Annotated in this window: 12 protein-coding genes; 7 read left to right on the forward strand and 5 right to left on the reverse strand. The window is 70.3% G+C overall.

Features of this window, described 5'->3' with window-relative positions; all coding sequences use genetic code 11:
• The 3 genes from E2C06_RS13360 to E2C06_RS13370 all read left to right on the forward strand — a co-directional run bounded on the left by E2C06_RS13360 (position 1) and on the right by E2C06_RS13370 (position 3,138).
• Entirely contained in the window at positions 1–867 is an 867-nt protein-coding gene (locus tag E2C06_RS13360) for a protein phosphatase 2C domain-containing protein (protein ID WP_133289096.1), read from the forward strand.
• Positions 864–2,534, forward strand: a complete 1,671-nt coding sequence (locus tag E2C06_RS13365) for a serine/threonine-protein kinase (RefSeq protein WP_133289097.1) — start codon at positions 864–866, stop codon at positions 2,532–2,534. Before E2C06_RS13360 ends, E2C06_RS13365 begins: the two co-directional genes overlap by 4 nt.
• A 112-nt stretch (positions 2,535–2,646) precedes the next feature.
• Positions 2,647–3,138: a hypothetical protein gene (locus E2C06_RS13370; protein ID WP_133289098.1), complete on the forward strand. Its 492-nt coding sequence runs from the start codon at positions 2,647–2,649 to the stop codon at positions 3,136–3,138.
• A 13-nt stretch (positions 3,139–3,151) separates the two neighbouring features.
• On the opposite strand, the gene E2C06_RS13375 is transcribed toward E2C06_RS13370, so the two are convergent.
• A complete protein-coding gene (locus E2C06_RS13375; RefSeq protein WP_133289099.1) occupies positions 3,152–3,478 on the reverse strand; it encodes a hypothetical protein in 327 nt (108 codons plus the stop codon).
• 163 nt (positions 3,479–3,641) lie between these two features.
• A complete protein-coding gene (locus tag E2C06_RS13380) occupies positions 3,642–4,355 on the reverse strand; it encodes a YMGG-like glycine zipper-containing protein (RefSeq protein WP_133289100.1) in 714 nt (237 codons plus the stop codon).
• 345 nt (positions 4,356–4,700) lie between these two features.
• On the opposite strand from E2C06_RS13380, the gene E2C06_RS13385 reads away from it, so the two are divergent.
• The gene (locus tag E2C06_RS13385; protein WP_165982376.1) at positions 4,701–5,726 is read left to right on the forward strand and encodes an FHA domain-containing protein; all 1,026 of its coding nucleotides are present in this window, start codon (positions 4,701–4,703) and stop codon (positions 5,724–5,726) included.
• A 145-nt stretch (positions 5,727–5,871) separates the two neighbouring features.
• Here E2C06_RS13385 and E2C06_RS13390 read toward each other — a convergent pair whose 3' ends face one another.
• Positions 5,872–6,279 (reverse strand): hypothetical protein, encoded by a 408-nt coding sequence (locus tag E2C06_RS13390; RefSeq protein WP_133289102.1) that lies wholly within the window; start codon positions 6,277–6,279, stop codon positions 5,872–5,874.
• Between the two features lie 76 nt (positions 6,280–6,355).
• Between E2C06_RS13390 and E2C06_RS13395 the strand changes: the two genes are divergently transcribed.
• The 3 genes from E2C06_RS13395 (at position 6,356) to E2C06_RS13405 (ending at position 11,916) form a co-directional block, all read left to right on the forward strand.
• Positions 6,356–7,006 (forward strand): hypothetical protein, encoded by a 651-nt coding sequence (locus tag E2C06_RS13395; protein WP_133289103.1) that lies wholly within the window; start codon positions 6,356–6,358, stop codon positions 7,004–7,006.
• Between the two features lie 356 nt (positions 7,007–7,362).
• Complete coding sequence (locus tag E2C06_RS13400) at positions 7,363–10,506, forward strand: DUF3626 domain-containing protein (protein ID WP_133289104.1); 3,144 nt, start codon at positions 7,363–7,365, stop codon at positions 10,504–10,506.
• A gap of 120 nt (positions 10,507–10,626) precedes the next feature.
• Positions 10,627–11,916, forward strand: coding sequence for an IS701 family transposase (locus E2C06_RS13405; RefSeq protein WP_133289105.1), 1,290 nt, complete (start codon positions 10,627–10,629; stop codon positions 11,914–11,916).
• A gap of 278 nt (positions 11,917–12,194) precedes the next feature.
• On the opposite strand, the gene E2C06_RS13410 is transcribed toward E2C06_RS13405, so the two are convergent.
• A complete protein-coding gene (locus tag E2C06_RS13410; RefSeq protein WP_133289106.1) occupies positions 12,195–13,325 on the reverse strand; it encodes a hypothetical protein in 1,131 nt (376 codons plus the stop codon).
• Positions 13,326–13,339: 14 nt separating this feature from the next.
• Positions 13,340–15,145: a site-specific integrase gene (locus E2C06_RS13415; protein ID WP_133289107.1), complete on the reverse strand. Its 1,806-nt coding sequence runs from the start codon at positions 15,143–15,145 to the stop codon at positions 13,340–13,342.
• Positions 15,146–15,205: the final 60 nt, after the last annotated feature.

Consider the following 15,205-nt stretch of genomic DNA (forward strand, 5'->3'; position numbering starts at 1 on the left):
ATGACCGGTTCCGCGACCGACGAAGGGGCCGGACCGGGCCTGGTGGTGAAGGGGGCGATGCTCAGCCATGTCGGGGCGGTGCGGAGCCTCAACGAGGACACGGTCGCCTACGTGTTGCCGGGCGCCGCCGATCCCCGCGCATCCCAGGGCGCCCTGCTGCTGGTCGCCGACGGGATCGGCGGCCATGCCGCGGGCGAGGTTGCCAGCGCATTAGCCGCGGAGACCATCTGTTGCGACTACTACCGCGGCGATGGCGCGGTCCCCGACCTACTGCGCCGCTGCTTCGCCGCGGCGAACCAGGCCATCCACCGGCGGAGCCTCGATGCGCCCGAGTGTGCCGGCATGGGGACGACCTGCACCGCGATTGCGGTGGTAGGCGCCTGTGTCTTTCTGGCCCATGTCGGCGACAGCCGCGCCTATCTCCTGCGCGGCGAAACCTTGTCGCAGCTCAGCCAGGATCACACGCTGGTGGCGGAACTCGTGCGACAGGGCTCGCTGACGGTGGAGGAGGCAGCAGGTAGCCCGGAACGCCACGTCATCCTGAAGGCGCTCGGGACGCACCCCGAGGTTGAGCCCTGCATCTGGACCGAGGGCATGCCGCTGCAGGCCGGCGACCGGTTGGTGCTGTGCTCCGACGGCTTGTCCGATCTGGTCGGCGACGCGGAGATCGCGGCGGCTAGCCGCAATCTTCCGCCCTTCGAAGCCTGCGAGGCGTTGATCGCCCGCGCGCTCGACGCGGGCGGGCACGACAACATCTCGGTCGGGGTCTTCGGGCTCGAGCAGGACGGCGACACCCCGCCGCCGCAGCGCCCCGAGCGTCCCACCCGCAAAGTGGAGGCGGCGTCGCTGGCTGCGGAACCGCCATGATGCCGGGCCGGATCGGCCAGTTCGAGATCAAGCATGTGCTGGGCAGCGGCGGGTTCGGCACGGTCTATGCCGCCATCGACACCGAGCTCGGCCGCTGGGTGGCGATCAAGACCCTGCGGTCCGAAGTCAGCAGCAACCCGGCCATCATCGAACGCTTCCGCGCCGAGGGGTTCAGCCTGAGCCGGCTCAACCACACCCACATCACGACGCTCTATGGCATGCCGCGGGTCGGCCAGGACGTCTACCTGGTCATGGAGTTGGTCAACGGCTACACGCTCGATGCCGTCCTTGCCAAGCTGTCCCGGCTCAACCTGCCGGAGATCCGCGCCATCGTCGCCCAGGCGGCGATCGGCCTGGGATACGCCCATCGGATGGGGGTCATCCACCGCGACATCAAGCCGTCGAACCTGATGTTGAACGACAGCGGCTGCTTGAAGATCATGGATTTCGGCATATCCCGGATCCGCGGCACCCAGCGGCTGACGCGGGGTGGGCTGGTGGGCACCTATGCGTATCTCGCGCCCGAGCAGTTCCGTGGCGGGGAGGGGAGCGAGCGCAGCGATCTCTACAGCCTCGCCTGCGTCGTCTACGAGATGCTGACCGGCCACATCCCCTTCGACGCGCCGACCGAGGCGGAGATCATGCGCGGCCACCTGGAGCTGCCGGTGCGGCCGTTGAGCCAGATACTGCCCGGCATCGACCCAGGCATCGACCAGGTCGTGCAACGGGCATTGGCCAAGAACCCGGCCGACCGCTTCGAGTCCGTCCACGCCTTCAGCGATGCCTTGGGCGCCAGCGCGCTGGAACGCGCTGCGGCGGACCTGGTGCAGACCCGCGTATTGGCGCGGATGCCTCCGTCGCTGCGGCCAACCGTGGTTCAATACCCGCCCTCGCCCAGCCAATTCACGCCGGGCCAGCCGCCGGTGACCGACCTCCTCGCGCGGCAGAGCGGGTCGGCCGCGCCGAAGCCAGACGGGACGCGGGGACGGTCGAGGCTGGTGCTGGGGGCGGCCGTCGCCTGTGTCGCCGCCGGGGGCGGGCTGCTGGCTTGGCGCCCCTGGGAAACTGCGCCGGTGGTGCGGCCGGTGGTGGAGAAGCCGGTGGCGCCCGACCCTGCCAAACCGAAGCAGGACGATGCACGCGTGGTTCCGCGACCCGACATCGCCCCGGCCCGGCCTTCGCCCATGCCGCCAGTCAATCCGCAGCCGGATTCGCCATTCCTCCCCCGGGGATCGGCCAGCGGGGATTCCTCGCCCTTCATCCCGCCGAAGCGACTCATCCAGTCCCTGTCGGCGAAGGAGCTGACGGAAAGTGGGCGGCCCGCGGCGGAGCTGGTGGCGGAGGCGACGCGGCGCCTCAGGTCCGAGGACCGGTCGCAGGTCGACGGCGCGCTCATGGTGTTGCGCTACGCCGCCCAGACCCTGCGCAGCGAAGCCGCCAGCGCCACCATGGCGCGGCTGTTCGATCCGAACCAGCCCAACCGCCCGGTTGGGCTCCAGCCGGATGTCTCGCTCGCGGCGCAGAATTATCGCGCCGCCTTCATGGCGGGCGACAAGACGGTGGGCCAGGACCGCGAGGCATTGCGCGCCTACCTGGAGCGTCGGGCGCAGGGCAGCAATGCCGAGGCGGCGACCGCCGCGGCCGTGCTCGATCGCTTCTGGCGCTGAGATGACGTCGAGGCACAGGCCCGCATCCAGGCGCCGCGTCGGATGGTGCCGCCTTGCCATGCTCGGCGCCCTGGCTATGGCAGCCCCGCCGGCCGCCGCATCGCCGTTCCCGATGCCGTCCGATGCGGCGCGGTCCCGCCACCGGCCGGCGGCGCCGTCGCACCTGGCCGCGGCGCACGACACCGCCGAGCAGGCACTAGCCATGCTGGACATGCAGATCCAGACGGCCGCCATGCTGGCGCACTTCATCTGGAGCACCAGCCGCTTCGCCACCTTCGCCGAAAGCTTCGCCGATATCGTTCCCGACCGGGCCAAGTCCGTGCAGGGTGCCGCGGCCAGGCTTCGCTCCGACGTCGATGTATACCTCGACCTCTATGCGAACCTGGTGCTCCAGATCGACGCAGGCCCGGCGCGGCTGAACGTCGACAGCCGCATGGACAGTGTCGAGACCGACATGTCGCAGCAGGGCTTGGTCCAGTTCAAGCGCTTCCTGCCGTTGCTGCTGGCGCATATCCAGCAGATCGGCGGGAATTCGCCGCCGTCCAGGGAGCAGATGCGGGCCAGCATCCTGGCCGTCCCGAGTGCCCTCGGACGCCAGCGCTGACCCCCGCGGTCGTTCAGTCGAGCTCGTCGAGGAGCCTGGCGATCTGCGATTGCCGGTCCTGGATCAGGCGCAGGTCGACCATGCCGGGATCTGGTCTCGCGGTCGCCTGCAGCTTCGCTAATTCATCGAGCTGGGAGGTGACGCGGCGGATCTCGTCCTGGTTCGCGCTGCGACGCTCGCTCGTCGCCCGCAACCTGCGACGGAGGTCGGCCAGGCGGCCATCCAGCCGGGCCATCTCGCGCCGCCGTGCCGCGAGGTCGCTCTGCGCCGCCGATGCGGCCTGCGCGGCAGATGCCGCCTGCGCTTGCTGTTCTAACCGGTTCGCCTGGGCCGCGACCATACCTTGGCCCAGCATGGCTTCGCGCTGTTGGTAGCCGGTCCTGGAACAGGAGAGACCTTCCAGGAAGCCGGCCCGGGACGGGTCGCATCCCGTGCTGCTGCAGGCGGCCAGGGCGACGCACGCGGCGACGGCGGCGGGCCGCGACGAACGGCACATGACGTGTTCAGCCGGCCGGCACGCTGGCGAGCAGGGCTTCGAGTTCCTCATAGCTTCGCTGCTCCCGCTGCCGGGCCTGATCGATCTGGCTGGCTGACCGCGCCATCATCTCGCCATCTGCCGGCGGGACGGTGATGGCGTCGGACCGCAGCGAATCGGCGGTCTGGCCCATCTGCGCCAACTGCTTCTTCATAATGTCGGAACTTTCGCGGTAGCTGGCGATGTTCTGGCGGTACTGGCCCGCGGTGATCGTCTTCTGCCGGTACTGGGCGTCGAGCGCGGCGATCCTGGTGCGCGCCTCGGCCTCGATCTGCTCCGACGCGACCGCCGAGCGATTGTAGGCGGCAGCGTCGAGATCGGCCTCGGTGATCGCCTTCCTGAGGTTAGCCTCGGTCCGCGCCTGGGCGAAGCTGTTGCGAGCGACGAGGTACCCTGCGGTACCGCCGAACAAAGCGCCCGCACCCGCGCCGATCAACGCCGCCTGGCCGCGATTATGGCCGCCGAGCGCGGCACCCAGCCCGGCACCGATCAGCGCGCCGATCAACGCACCTTCGCCCGTCGTCTGCGCGAAGCGCTGGTTGGCCTGCTTCAATTCCTGCTGGGCCGGGGTCAGTGGCTGGCCCGCGCTGAAGGTTTCGGCACAACTCGTCAGGCTCAATGAGACGGCACAAGCGCAAGCCACAATGATCCTGTGGAATGGATTGGCGTGTCGCTGCGTCATCGCAACCGATCCTTGAAATGTCGCTGATGCAAAATGGAATTCGAGACGAACGCGAAGCCATTAAAAGTGGAGGTAGAATTTTTTGTCTGAGTGCCTGGGTCAAGCAAAATTCGGCGGCGCCAGTGATGTCGGCCCGGGCCGATGCGGGCACCACAGCCATTCCCTGCCGGCCGCGCGCGCCAAATCGCCAGCCTGGTGGCGGTCTTGGACAGCGCGCCTGAAACGTCGCCGTAGCGTCCCGCGGCGCGTGAAAATTCGCGCGAGGGTGGTCATCCCGTCCGCGCAGGTATGCGACAACGACGCTGCGAATTTCAGCGTCTGCATGCTTTGTTCCGCGAGATAGTCATGAAGCGATGGACCATCGGTAGCCGCAAGCGGCAACAGGCCGATCTGCGCCTCGACGACGCGACCGTATCCGGTCTGCATGCAGATCTGGTGCTGACCGATGACGGGCGCTGGATGATCGAGGATCGCAACAGCACGAACGGGACGAAACGGTGCAGCAATGGCCGATGGTTTGCGGTCAAGCAGGCCTACGTGTTGCCGGATGAACGGCTTCGCTTCGGCGCGGCCGAAACCACGATCCGGCGACTGCTGCAGACCCCCGACCAAGGGGGAGGCAAGGGCGAGGCTGACGCAACGGTGGTGCCGTGGCGAAGCGACCTTGCCGTCGGCCTGTCCAAGATTCACGACGTGGCTGAGTTCAAGAGGAATGTGCTGTTCGTGCTGGACCTGATCGGCTCCCCGGCAAAACACATCATACATTGCGGCGTCAACCGGCGCCCGGTCAATCCGTTTTCATTCATGGTGTTCGGCGGGCTTGTCTACACGGTCATCACGACGTTCGGCTTGACCATCAGTGCCTTGGTGAAGATACATAATGAGGAATATAGCAGGATTCCAGGAATGATCCTGCAATCGATACCGCAGTTTATATTATTTTTCACATTGACACTGATCGCCAACGTCGTGCCATTTTTTATATTTCGGCGCATGACTTTGAAGAAAAGACATTTCGACGATTTCATGAGGCTGATGGCCGTTGTCAACGGTATGTATTGGATGCTTCTTTCATTCATCGTGTTATTTTGGAACGAATTTCTGATATCTGTAATCCGAGAAAACTTGACATTAGAAAAAATTATGGAAAAACTGCAATTCGGGGCGATCTATAATACCTATATATTATCAATGGTAATAGTTTTCTACCTTGGTTTTTTTGCTGTGGTTGCGCAGAAACATTTTTGGAATATCAGCTATTGGCGGACCTTGTGGTGCTGTGGCCTGACCAGCTTTGCAATCATCGGCTTGCTGGCCCTGATATCCTCCCCGATGATCTTGCTAGCGATGGCGGTGAGCGCCCCGCACTGAAAGGGCCGCCACCCAGAAGGGCCTTGCCGAGCCGCGGCGGGTCCCGCGGCGCGACGCAGCGATCATGTGGGGGCCGGTCACGCCGCTCGACCACGCGACAGCAACAGAGGAGGTCGACGCGCATGTTCCTAAACGGCACGGTCGTCTACCACAGGCCACCAACCGCAGCGGCATGGTGATCGAGTGTGATGGCGACACCGTCTACATCGTCCAGGACAACGGCGCGGAGCTGGATTTCCCGGGCGCGGACTTGATCACGCGGCGTCTGGATGCGCTTGGCCCCGCGGCCTCGGCGGGGGCCAAGCGCGTCCTCACGAAGGCCGACATCACGCCCGAGCATGCGGCGGTGCTCGACAGCATCCCGCCCCGCACGCGGCAGGCCGTGGCGACGCTGTTCGAGCGGCGGCCATGGGCGGGACGGTTCAGCGCGCTCGACCTGGCCAGCCAGCTGAACGTCATCGCCGAGGTCACCGGCGTGCCGTACCGGGTCATGCGGGAACACCGCGGCAACCTGCCGCTGGTCGGCAGCGGGCTCGCCGCCTTCGCTCGGCACCGCCGACCGCTGGTTCCTGGCGAGCAACGTCGCCGCGGCGGCGCTCGGGCATTATGCCCTGGCGTCGAAGCTGGCCATGGCCATGGCCTTCCTGATGCAGCCCTTCGAGTTGTGGTGGTACCCGCGCCGGCAGCAGGTCTGGCTCGGCGAGGACGGCGCGGCCGCGACCGCGCGGCTGGCCGGCGCCGGGGCGGCGGTGACCCTGCTGGCGGCGGCGCTGGCGGCGCTGGCCGGGCCGGTGCTGATCCGGGTGGCGACGCCGGCCGCCTACCACCCGGCCGCCATCCTGGTGCCTTTCGTCATCGTCTCCCTGGTGCTGCAGAGCTTCGGCAGCCTGTTCAACATCGGCTGCTACATCGGCCGCACCGGGCGGCTGCCCTTCCTGGTGAACGCGCTGGCCGGCGGCGTGGCGCTGACTGGCTATGCGCTGTTGATCCCGCGCCTCGGGCTGGCCGGGGCGATCGCCGCCACCATCGCGGCGCAGGTGGTGCGGCTGGTGGCCTTCGCGCGGCTGTCGCAGCGGCAGGCCCCCGTGGCCTATCGCCACGGCGCGGTGGCGGCGCTGGCGGCGGCGGTCGCCGCAGCGGCGGCGCTGCCGCAGGTGCTGCCGCCCTGGACGGCGGCGGCGCTGGCACTGCCGGTGCTGGCGGCGCTAGCGGCGCTGGCGATCCGGCTCGGCCTGCTGGCGGTGCCGCGGTTCGGCCGCACGCGCCCGGCCGCGGCGTAGCAGGCCGGCCCGCGGACCTGCGACCAGGCAAGGGCTGCGACGCAGCAAGGAACGTCGCGGCGGCGTCCCCGCCAGGGCGGATCAGCGCCGCCGCTGATCCGGCCGGGCGCCGGGTTGGCAGCCGTGCCGCCGGCACGCCGCCAGACCGACGCGCCGACCGGCCGGGACTCCAACAGAGCCGGTACTCCAACAAAATTGCGTTGCCCTCGACCAGCGCTCGCGCCCTCGTATGACGGGTCGGCCCGCGCCGTTCCGCCCGGCCCCAGTCGTCGCGTCCCCGCCGCAGAATCCCTGCCGCAGCGCGCCGGCCGGCCCTCTCGCCGCGTGCTGCACCGGCACGTGAAGGGAACGCCGCCATGTTCGCAGTCGAACGCCAGGGGTCGCGGGCCAAAGGCGTGACGCCCGCGGCGCGGCGCAACGCCACGACCGCCCAGGCCGCCTCGCCGGAACGTCCCGCATCGCCGCGGCCGCTGCCGGTCGCCGGCCCGGCCTGGAGCTTCGCCGATGTCCCGACCGTCGCCCCCGAACGGGCGAAGGCAAGCCCGGCGCGGCTGCCGCCGGTCGTCGCCCGCCCTCCGGCCCTGCCGCCGCTGCCGATCGGCCGGGCGGACGACCCGAGCGAGCGGCAGGCCGACCGCCTCGCCGAAGCGGCGCTCCGCCAGCCGGCGCGCCGGTCCTGCGCCGCCTGTGGCGAATGCGCGGATTGCCGGACGGCCAGGCTCCGCCGCAACCGGTCCGACCCGCCGTCGCCCGCGCCACGGTTGGCGCCGCGCGTGGTCCACGAGGTGCTCCGCTCGCCCGGCCGGCCGCTCGATCCCGGCCTGCGCGGCGCCATGGAGCAGCGTTTCGCGCATGATTTCGGCCGCGTCCGCATCCATGCCGACGCGGCGGCGGCACGCTCCGCCCAGGCCGTGGCGGCGAATGCCTACGCGGTGGGGGAGCGGATCGTGTTCGGCCAGGGCAGGTTCGCCCCCGACACCGCTGCCGGCCGCCGGCTGCTCGCGCATGAACTGGCGCATGTGGTCCAGCAGGCGGGCGCCGGCACCCCGGTCGTGCAGCGGGACGTCGCCACGGGCATGGAGGTCGTCGAGCCACCCAGCAGCGGCTCGATCCTGGACCGGGCCTTCAAGGCCGCGGACGAGAAGCGGTGGGAGGTCGCGGCGAGCCTCGCCAACCAGCTGAGCGCCTTCGAGCTGCGAACCTTCGTCCAGACCCTGCGCGACCCCGAGCTGATCGCCTGGCTCCACCACGGGGCGCTCGGCGCCCCGGGGCTGGGTCCGGACTCGGCGGTGGCGAAGGCGACGGCCGCGGCGCATGCGACGGTGACCCGCCAGCGGGACCAGCGCCAAGCGCAGGAACGCGCCGCCCAGGGCGGCACGCCGGCCGCGGAAGCGCCGCTCAGCGTCGAGGAACGCAAGCAGCGCTGCGCGGCGGGGCAGCCCGGCCTGAAGGTCTTTCCGCTGCGCCTGCCGCGCGGGATGTGGCGGCTGAGCGTCGCGCCGATCAACGCCCGCCGGGACGGCGAGGACATCGTCGTCAGCATGCCGCTGAATGCCGTGCTGGGCGACCGCATGTTCCGCGCCGAGACGAAGACGCTGCCGCTCCAGACCTTCACCGGCGGGATCCGCCTGCGGCCGGACGAGGTCGTCCGGGTCCGCCTGTATGACGACAACGACCGCATGGTTTGCGTGACCGGCGAGCAGATGCTGAAGCTGAGCGCCGCGACCGACGACGCGACGCTGCTCAGCGTGCTCGGCACCGTGCTGGACGCCGCGTCGATCATGGCGCCGGGGGCGGGCCAGGCCGTCTCGCGCGGCACCAGCATCGCGCTGGGGGTCGGCATGATCGGCCTGAACGAGGGGCTGGAGGTCGCCCGACAGCACTCCGCCGTGCAGTACGGGCTGCAGGACCACATCCGCTGGGGCGAGATCACCTTCGATGCGTTGCTGCAGCTGCTGACGCTCGGCTTCGGCGGCCGCCTGGCCGATGCCGCCACCCGCAGGGTGGCCAGCGTCGCAACCGGGCCCTACACGCGTCCGGCGCTGCAGATGGCGGTCGAGGCGGTGGTGCACGGCTCCATCGCCGTCTTCCGCAGCGCCGCGAAGCGGCTGTTCGAACAGTTGCAGGGGGAACGCCGGCCGATCACGGTGGAGGCCTTCCTCGAGGAGCTGGCGAAGGAGTTCATGCAGGGCCTGCTGTTCCATGCGGTGATGAAGATGGCGGCGCCCGGCGCGGGGGCGCCGCATGGCGAGCCGGAAGGCAGCGGCCCGCGGGTCGCGGGCGGGTCGGGCCGGCCGTCCAGCGGCGCGCGGTCGACCGGCGAGCCCGTCATGCTGTTCGACGCGGCGGGCACCCCGATCCGCGTGCAGGGCGCGCGGCAGGTCCCCAATGCCGGGCCCGTGGATCTGCACACCACGTCGCGTGGCCCGGCGGTCGAGGTGGGGCGTGGCGGGGTGCCGAACATCCCCCCGCCCGGGCCGGTCCCGCTGCATCTGGAGCCAAGCGGAGCGCCCTCCCTGGTCGGGCGGGAGAATGGGGTGCTGGTGGCGCGGCCGCCATCCGGCCCGGTGCCGCTCTACACCGACCCGCACAGCTCCGCCTCCTATGTCTGGCCCCGCGCGGGGGTCATCGCGCGGCCGACCGCCGTGCCGCTCTACGTGACGCCGACCCGCGCGGCGCAGATTGCCGGCGGGCGGGAGGTGCCGATGCCGGAGGCCCCGGTGCCGCTCTATGCGTCGCCGCAGCAATCGGGCCTGTACCAGGGCGGGCAGCGGGTCTCCGGCCCCTATGAGCGGCCGCTGGTCGCCGCCAACCCGGCCGCCCGGTCGGCGACGGTGCTCGCCGAGCAGCAGGCCGCCGGGACCTCCGCCCGCCTGTCGGCCGGACCGAACGAGCGGGTGGCCTCGCTCGTCGCCGGCTCCGACGTGCGCATCCGGGTCCGCCCCGGCACACTGCGCTCCATCCTGGGCAGCGGCCGGCTGATGACGCAGTTCGAAACCGGGACCAGCGGCGGCCTGCTGAACCGGAACATGCGCCGGGCGACGGAGGGCGCGCTGTTCGGCCTGGAGCCCGACGCGCCGGTCGGCCAGCGGCCGATCTACGGCTATCTTGGCGGAACGGCGGAGGCGACTCCGGCCCAGTACGGCAGCGCGGTGATCCGGCTGCGGCCCGAGGTGCGGCCGCGGACCACCTTCACCTTCGGCGACTCGCTCGATGAGACCTTCATCGGCACCCGACCCGCGGTGGCGGCCGAGCCGCTCACGCAACCCACTGCGCTGGCCAGCACGCCGCGGAACGTCGGCAAGGGATCCCTGGCCGAGCTCAGCCCGACGCGCGGTGCGGGCCCCACCTATGCCGAGGCGCAGGTGCATGGCGGCGTCACCGTGCAAGACATCGCCGAGGTCGTGTTCACCGGCGGGCGGATGCCCGATCCCGGGACCCGCGCCCAATTGGAGAAGGCCGGCATTCCCTGGCGCGTGGTGGACGGCGACGGCCCCTGATCGATGCACAGGCGCGGCCGGGGCCCGCGGCGGCCATCCCGCCACCGCGGGGAAAAGCCGCCGGGCCTAGTACTACAGCCGGGGTTGTGTGTTGTGGCTGTCCTCTGAGGGATGCTGGCCATGGCGACGGTTGGTACGGCCGAGGGTTGGTCGCGGGAGCTGGAGGCTCTTGCGGCGCGGATCGCGCCTCGCTTCAGCCGGGCGGAGCCAAGGCGGCGGGCGTTGGCCTACCTGCGCGGGCTGCTCTCGCCTCTGAAGCGCAAAAACGGCTGGCAACTGGCCGAAGTGGCAGGGGACGGGACGCCGGACGGGGTGCAGGATTTCCTCTCGCGCATGCGCTGGGACGCCGACGCGGTCCGGGACGATCTGCGTGCCTATGCGGTCGAGCACCTGGGCGATCCTGATGCGGTGCTGGTGCTGGATGAGACCGGCTTCCTCAAGAAGGGCGACAAATCGGCCGGGGTGCAGTGCCAGTACAGCGGCACGGCGGGTCGCATCGAGAACTGCCAGGTCGGCGTATTCCTGGGCTACGCCAGCCGCCACGGCCGGGCGCTGATCGACCGTGCCCTCTACCTGCCGAAGACTTGGACCACCAACGTGGCCCGGTGCGCCGCGGCGGGGATCCCGGAGGGCGCCGCCCTGACCACGAAGCCGCAGCTCGGGCTGGCGATGCTGGACCGGGCGCTGGAGGCGGGCATGCCCTTCGCCTGGGTGGCCGGCGACAGCGTCTACGGGGCGGACCACCGCATCCGGCGCCGCCTGGAAGCGCGAGGGCGCGGCTCTGTGCTGGCCGTCACCTCCGGCCAACGGCTCGGCTTCGTCCCCGTCGAGGACTGGCTCGCCAAGGTCCCGCCCGACGGCTGGTGCCGCCTGAGCGCCGGCGATGGGGCCAAGGGCCCACGGCTCTACGACTGGGCCTACCTGCCTTACCGGGGCGCCGCCCCGGGCTGGCGCATGGGCCTGCTGATCCGGCGCAGCCCGGCCAAGCCCAACGACCTCGCCTACTACCTGACCCACGCGCCGGAGCCGACCACGCTCGCGCGGCTGGTGCGCGTGGCCGGCACGCGCTGGGCCATCGAGGCCTGCTTCGAGGCGGCCAAGGGCGAGGTCGGCCTGGACGAGTACGAGGTCCGCTCCTGGACCGGCTGGCACCGGCACATCACGCTCGCCATGCTGGCGCACGCCTACCTCGCCGTGCTGCGCAAGGCCGCCCTCGGGGGGAGTGGACGAGCACGACCTCGCCGCCGAGCTGCTGCCCCTCACCGTGCCCGAGGTTCGGCGCCTGCTCTGGCGCCTCACCTGGGACCGCACACCAGAGCCATCCGCCATCCTGCACTGGTCCGTCTGGCGCAGGCGCCATCAACAGCGCGCACGACGATGCCCCTGGCAAAGGCGGGTCAGCCAGCATGAACCCCGGCTGTAGTACTAGTTCGTCGAGGGCGGCGTGCGCTTCCGCCTCTGGGTGTGCCCGGTCGTCAGCGAGGGTGGGGCCAAGGTGGTGCCGGTTACCCTGGTGTGACGGGACGAGGCTGGCGGCAGCGGCCTGGCGCGCTGCGGCGGCCTCGTCGAGGCCGTGGAGCACGCCCGCAGGTGGCGGCCCGACAGGATCCCTCGCGCCGCTCCTGAGGCTCCCCTGCCGTCGCTTGCGGCAGGGGATGGTGGCTGTCACCTCGCCCGCTGCCTCTGACCTACGGCGCCCCGGCGGAATCCGCTTCGTCGGCCTCGGGTGGAGGACGGCCTCCCAGGCGCCGCAGATAGTCCCTGGCCTCCTCGAGGTCGGCATCAAGCCCAGCGAGATAGCCAGCCCCCGCCGCGGCGCGCTGCCCGCGATCGTAGTGCTTCTCGTGCACCCGGCCGCCGATGCCGAGCACCGTGGCGCCGATCCCCGGCGTGTCGGGTGCCATGAGCGGAGCCGTGGTGCCGATGCAGTGCCGGAAGCGGTGCACCCCGAAGGCGTGCTCCGCCCCGAAGCGCTTGGCCGACCACCAGCGGATGCGCTTCTCGATGCCGGCTTCGCCGAGCGCCGCACCACCCCAGTTCACCCACATCGCATCGCTGACTTGGCTGCCCAGCAGCTCACGCCGCTCGACCTCGACGTAGCGCGCCAGCCAGGGCGTGAGGCTGGCGGGCAGCGGGACCCGATGCGGCTCGTCGGTCTTGATGTCAGGGACGTCAAGCGACATCCACCACTCCTCTCCGTCGAACCGGATGTGCTCGCCGAGCTGCATCAGCTTGACCGAGCCGAGACGCGGGCCAGCCGCGGCCAGCAGGGCAATCAGCAGGCCGTCTCGCAGCATCACCTGCCGCCGGCGCGGCCCCAGCAGGGTCACGGCGCGCTCCATCATCTCCTTGCCCCAGGCGTAGAGCGTGGCGCTGTGGTGCACCTGGAAGTGGCGTTTCTCCATGGCGAGGCGGTGCCGCAGCGGGGTGCCCCCTGGGCGGCTCAGCCAGCCGACCTGGGCGCCCGGCACCATGATGCGGAGCGCTGCCTGCAGCTCCTGGAAGCGGCCGACGATGGCGTAATCGCTGTTGCCGAGCGCAACGAGCTCGTCGAAGTAGGCCGCCGTCCGTTCTTCGGTGACCCGTTCCTGAGGTCCGACGGCTGGATCGAGCCAGCCATGGTAGCGAAGGAAGCCGAGCCAGCGGCCATATCCCTCGAACGCCTTTTCGATGCTCGCAGGCGCGAGGCGCGCGGCAAGGCCGCGCGCCGAGAAGCGTCCCCGGCGGCCGCGCATGGCCGCCTCCCAGGCCAGTCGGTCAGGCTCGGGCCAGTCCGGCAGGTCGAGGCAGCGGCGGCGCGGATCGATGATGCGTGGCATGGATCGTCCCTCCCTCAGCGCCGCCGCGGCGCGGTCTTGCCGCGCTGCTTGGCGCGAACGAAGCGCCGTGCCTCGGTCGTGTCGTCCTCCAGCCCACCGTGGAAGAGCCGCGCCGCGTTCTCCGCCTCGAGGCCGCAGTAGACCGCGATGGTGGTCTCGACCGAGGCGTGGCCGAGGGCGCGTCGGACGATCTCGTACTGGCCGGGGTGCCGGTTCAGGTGCCGCCAGGCCGCGAAGTGCCGCATCAGGTGCGGGTGCACCTCGAGGTCGATCTCACGCCTGATGAGCTTCTTGATGCCCTCGGCGAGGGCGTTCTGGCTCTTGGAGTCAGCCTTACCGAAGGCGGGGAAGAGATAGGCATTGCCGCCAGTCTCGCCGGCCATCAGGGGGCGCCAGACGCGGATCCAGGTGTCCAGCAGCTTGGCGGCCGCGGGCGGCACCGGCCACTCCAGGTCGGCATGGCCCTTCATCTTGGTACCGGCGATGACGATGTGGGTGATCCACCGACCACCCGGGCCAAGGCGCTGCAGGTGCTGGTCGAGGCGCAGGCCGGCCAGGTTCTTCATCCGCAGCGGACAAACCAGCAGCACCTGGATGGCCACCGCGAGCATGAACCGGCGCGCCATCGCCGTGTCCGTCCTGTCGGCTTTACGGGCAGCCTTTTCCACTTCCTCCGGCAACAGCAGCAGGCGGCTGCGGTTGTAGGGCTGGATCAGCCGCAGCAACCGCTCGCGCACCTTGCCGGTGAGCCCGACCTTGCGACGCGGCTGGGCCAGCTTGCGCATGGCACGGAGCTGCTCGGGCGCCTCGCCGGTCACCCCAAGGAAGTGCGCCCCGATGATGAAGAGGGTTTCGGCGATCACCGCGAGCTGGCCGCCGACGATCTCGGCCTCCTCGCGCTCCTCCTCGGGCAGCTTGGCCCGGGCGCGCGCGTCGAAGAAGTCGAGAATGTCGCTGGCATGCTCGACGAGGTAGGCGAAGCTGGTAATGGCGGCGGGGTCATGCCCCATATGGACCAGGGCGGCCACCATCTGTCGTACCGAGAAGCAGCGCGCCTTGACGGTGGCTGGTCGTGCCCGGCGCTTGCTGCCCTTCGCTTTGAACAGGCTCTTGCCCTGGCTCGGGCTCAGCCACTCCTTGAAGACCGCTTCCTCGGCCTGGATCCCCGGGACGCGTTCGAGGGAGAAGGTGTAGGGTTGCCGCCGCCGCGGCGCCTGCAGCGGCTGGCAGTCGCTGAAGCGCGGACTGCTGGCGATGACTCGATTGTAGGCGCGGGCCACTGCAGCGCCGCGCCGCGTCGTGCTGGCCGAGAGACGCGTCGCGCCTTCCTCGTCGAGGAACGCGTGGAAAACCGGGTCAGTCAGCGCGGACCGCGGGAGCCCGCGGATGGCGCAGTGACGGAACAGGCGTCGCAGCCCGGCCCGCTGCGGCTGGAACGTGGCCGCGTCCAGCAGCTCGATCCATTCGGGGGTGAGGTCACTCTCGCCGCAGCGGCGCGGCTGGTGGAGGCCGACGAGGCGCAGGGCCTTGCGCACCGACGACAGGATATTGCGGAAGCGGTAGTTCGACTTGCCGAAGGCCGCGGCCGATTTCCGGAACAGGTGCTGGGCCAGCCAGACCACGTCACAGGGCACGCCGCTCGGCGGCAGGCCGAGCATCCGTGCGGCCGTCTCCAGGTCGGAGATCAGGTCGCGCTTCTGCATCTCCGTCAGCGTGGCGGATCCGCGCACGATGACGATGAGATCGGCGAAGGTGAGCTTGACGCGGAAGGATTGGGATGGGTCCAGTGCGCTTGCAACGCACTCGGGAATGGCGTTCATGATGGCCTCGCGGGTCGGGCGGTCAGCGCCGGTCACGACCGGCGTTCGGGAGGACGTATC

The sequence above is a fragment of the Dankookia rubra genome, from assembly GCF_004355005.1.
Taxonomy (GTDB): Bacteria; Pseudomonadota; Alphaproteobacteria; order Acetobacterales; family Acetobacteraceae; genus Paracraurococcus; species Paracraurococcus ruber_A.

What these genes read in the sequence shown, in the direction of transcription:
- E2C06_RS13385 (WP_165982376.1), top strand. Translation starts at nt 4,701, where the DNA reads ATGAAGCGATGGACCATCGGTAGCCGCAAGCGGCAACAGGCCGATCTG.
- E2C06_RS13370 (WP_133289098.1), top strand. Translation starts at nt 2,647, where the DNA reads ATGCCGTCCGATGCGGCGCGGTCCCGCCACCGGCCGGCGGCGCCGTCG.
- E2C06_RS13410 (WP_133289106.1), bottom strand. Translation starts at nt 13,325, where the DNA reads ATGCCACGCATCATCGATCCGCGCCGCCGCTGCCTCGACCTGCCGGAC.
- E2C06_RS13365 (WP_133289097.1), top strand. Translation starts at nt 864, where the DNA reads ATGATGCCGGGCCGGATCGGCCAGTTCGAGATCAAGCATGTGCTGGGC.
- E2C06_RS13400 (WP_133289104.1), top strand. Translation starts at nt 7,363, where the DNA reads ATGTTCGCAGTCGAACGCCAGGGGTCGCGGGCCAAAGGCGTGACGCCC.
- E2C06_RS13360 (WP_133289096.1), top strand. Translation starts at nt 1, where the DNA reads ATGACCGGTTCCGCGACCGACGAAGGGGCCGGACCGGGCCTGGTGGTG.
- E2C06_RS13380 (WP_133289100.1), bottom strand. Translation starts at nt 4,355, where the DNA reads ATGACGCAGCGACACGCCAATCCATTCCACAGGATCATTGTGGCTTGC.
- E2C06_RS13395 (WP_133289103.1), top strand. Translation starts at nt 6,356, where the DNA reads ATGGCCATGGCCTTCCTGATGCAGCCCTTCGAGTTGTGGTGGTACCCG.
- E2C06_RS13415 (WP_133289107.1), bottom strand. Translation starts at nt 15,145, where the DNA reads ATGAACGCCATTCCCGAGTGCGTTGCAAGCGCACTGGACCCATCCCAA.
- E2C06_RS13375 (WP_133289099.1), bottom strand. Translation starts at nt 3,478, where the DNA reads ATGGTCGCGGCCCAGGCGAACCGGTTAGAACAGCAAGCGCAGGCGGCA.
- E2C06_RS13405 (WP_133289105.1), top strand. Translation starts at nt 10,627, where the DNA reads ATGGCGACGGTTGGTACGGCCGAGGGTTGGTCGCGGGAGCTGGAGGCT.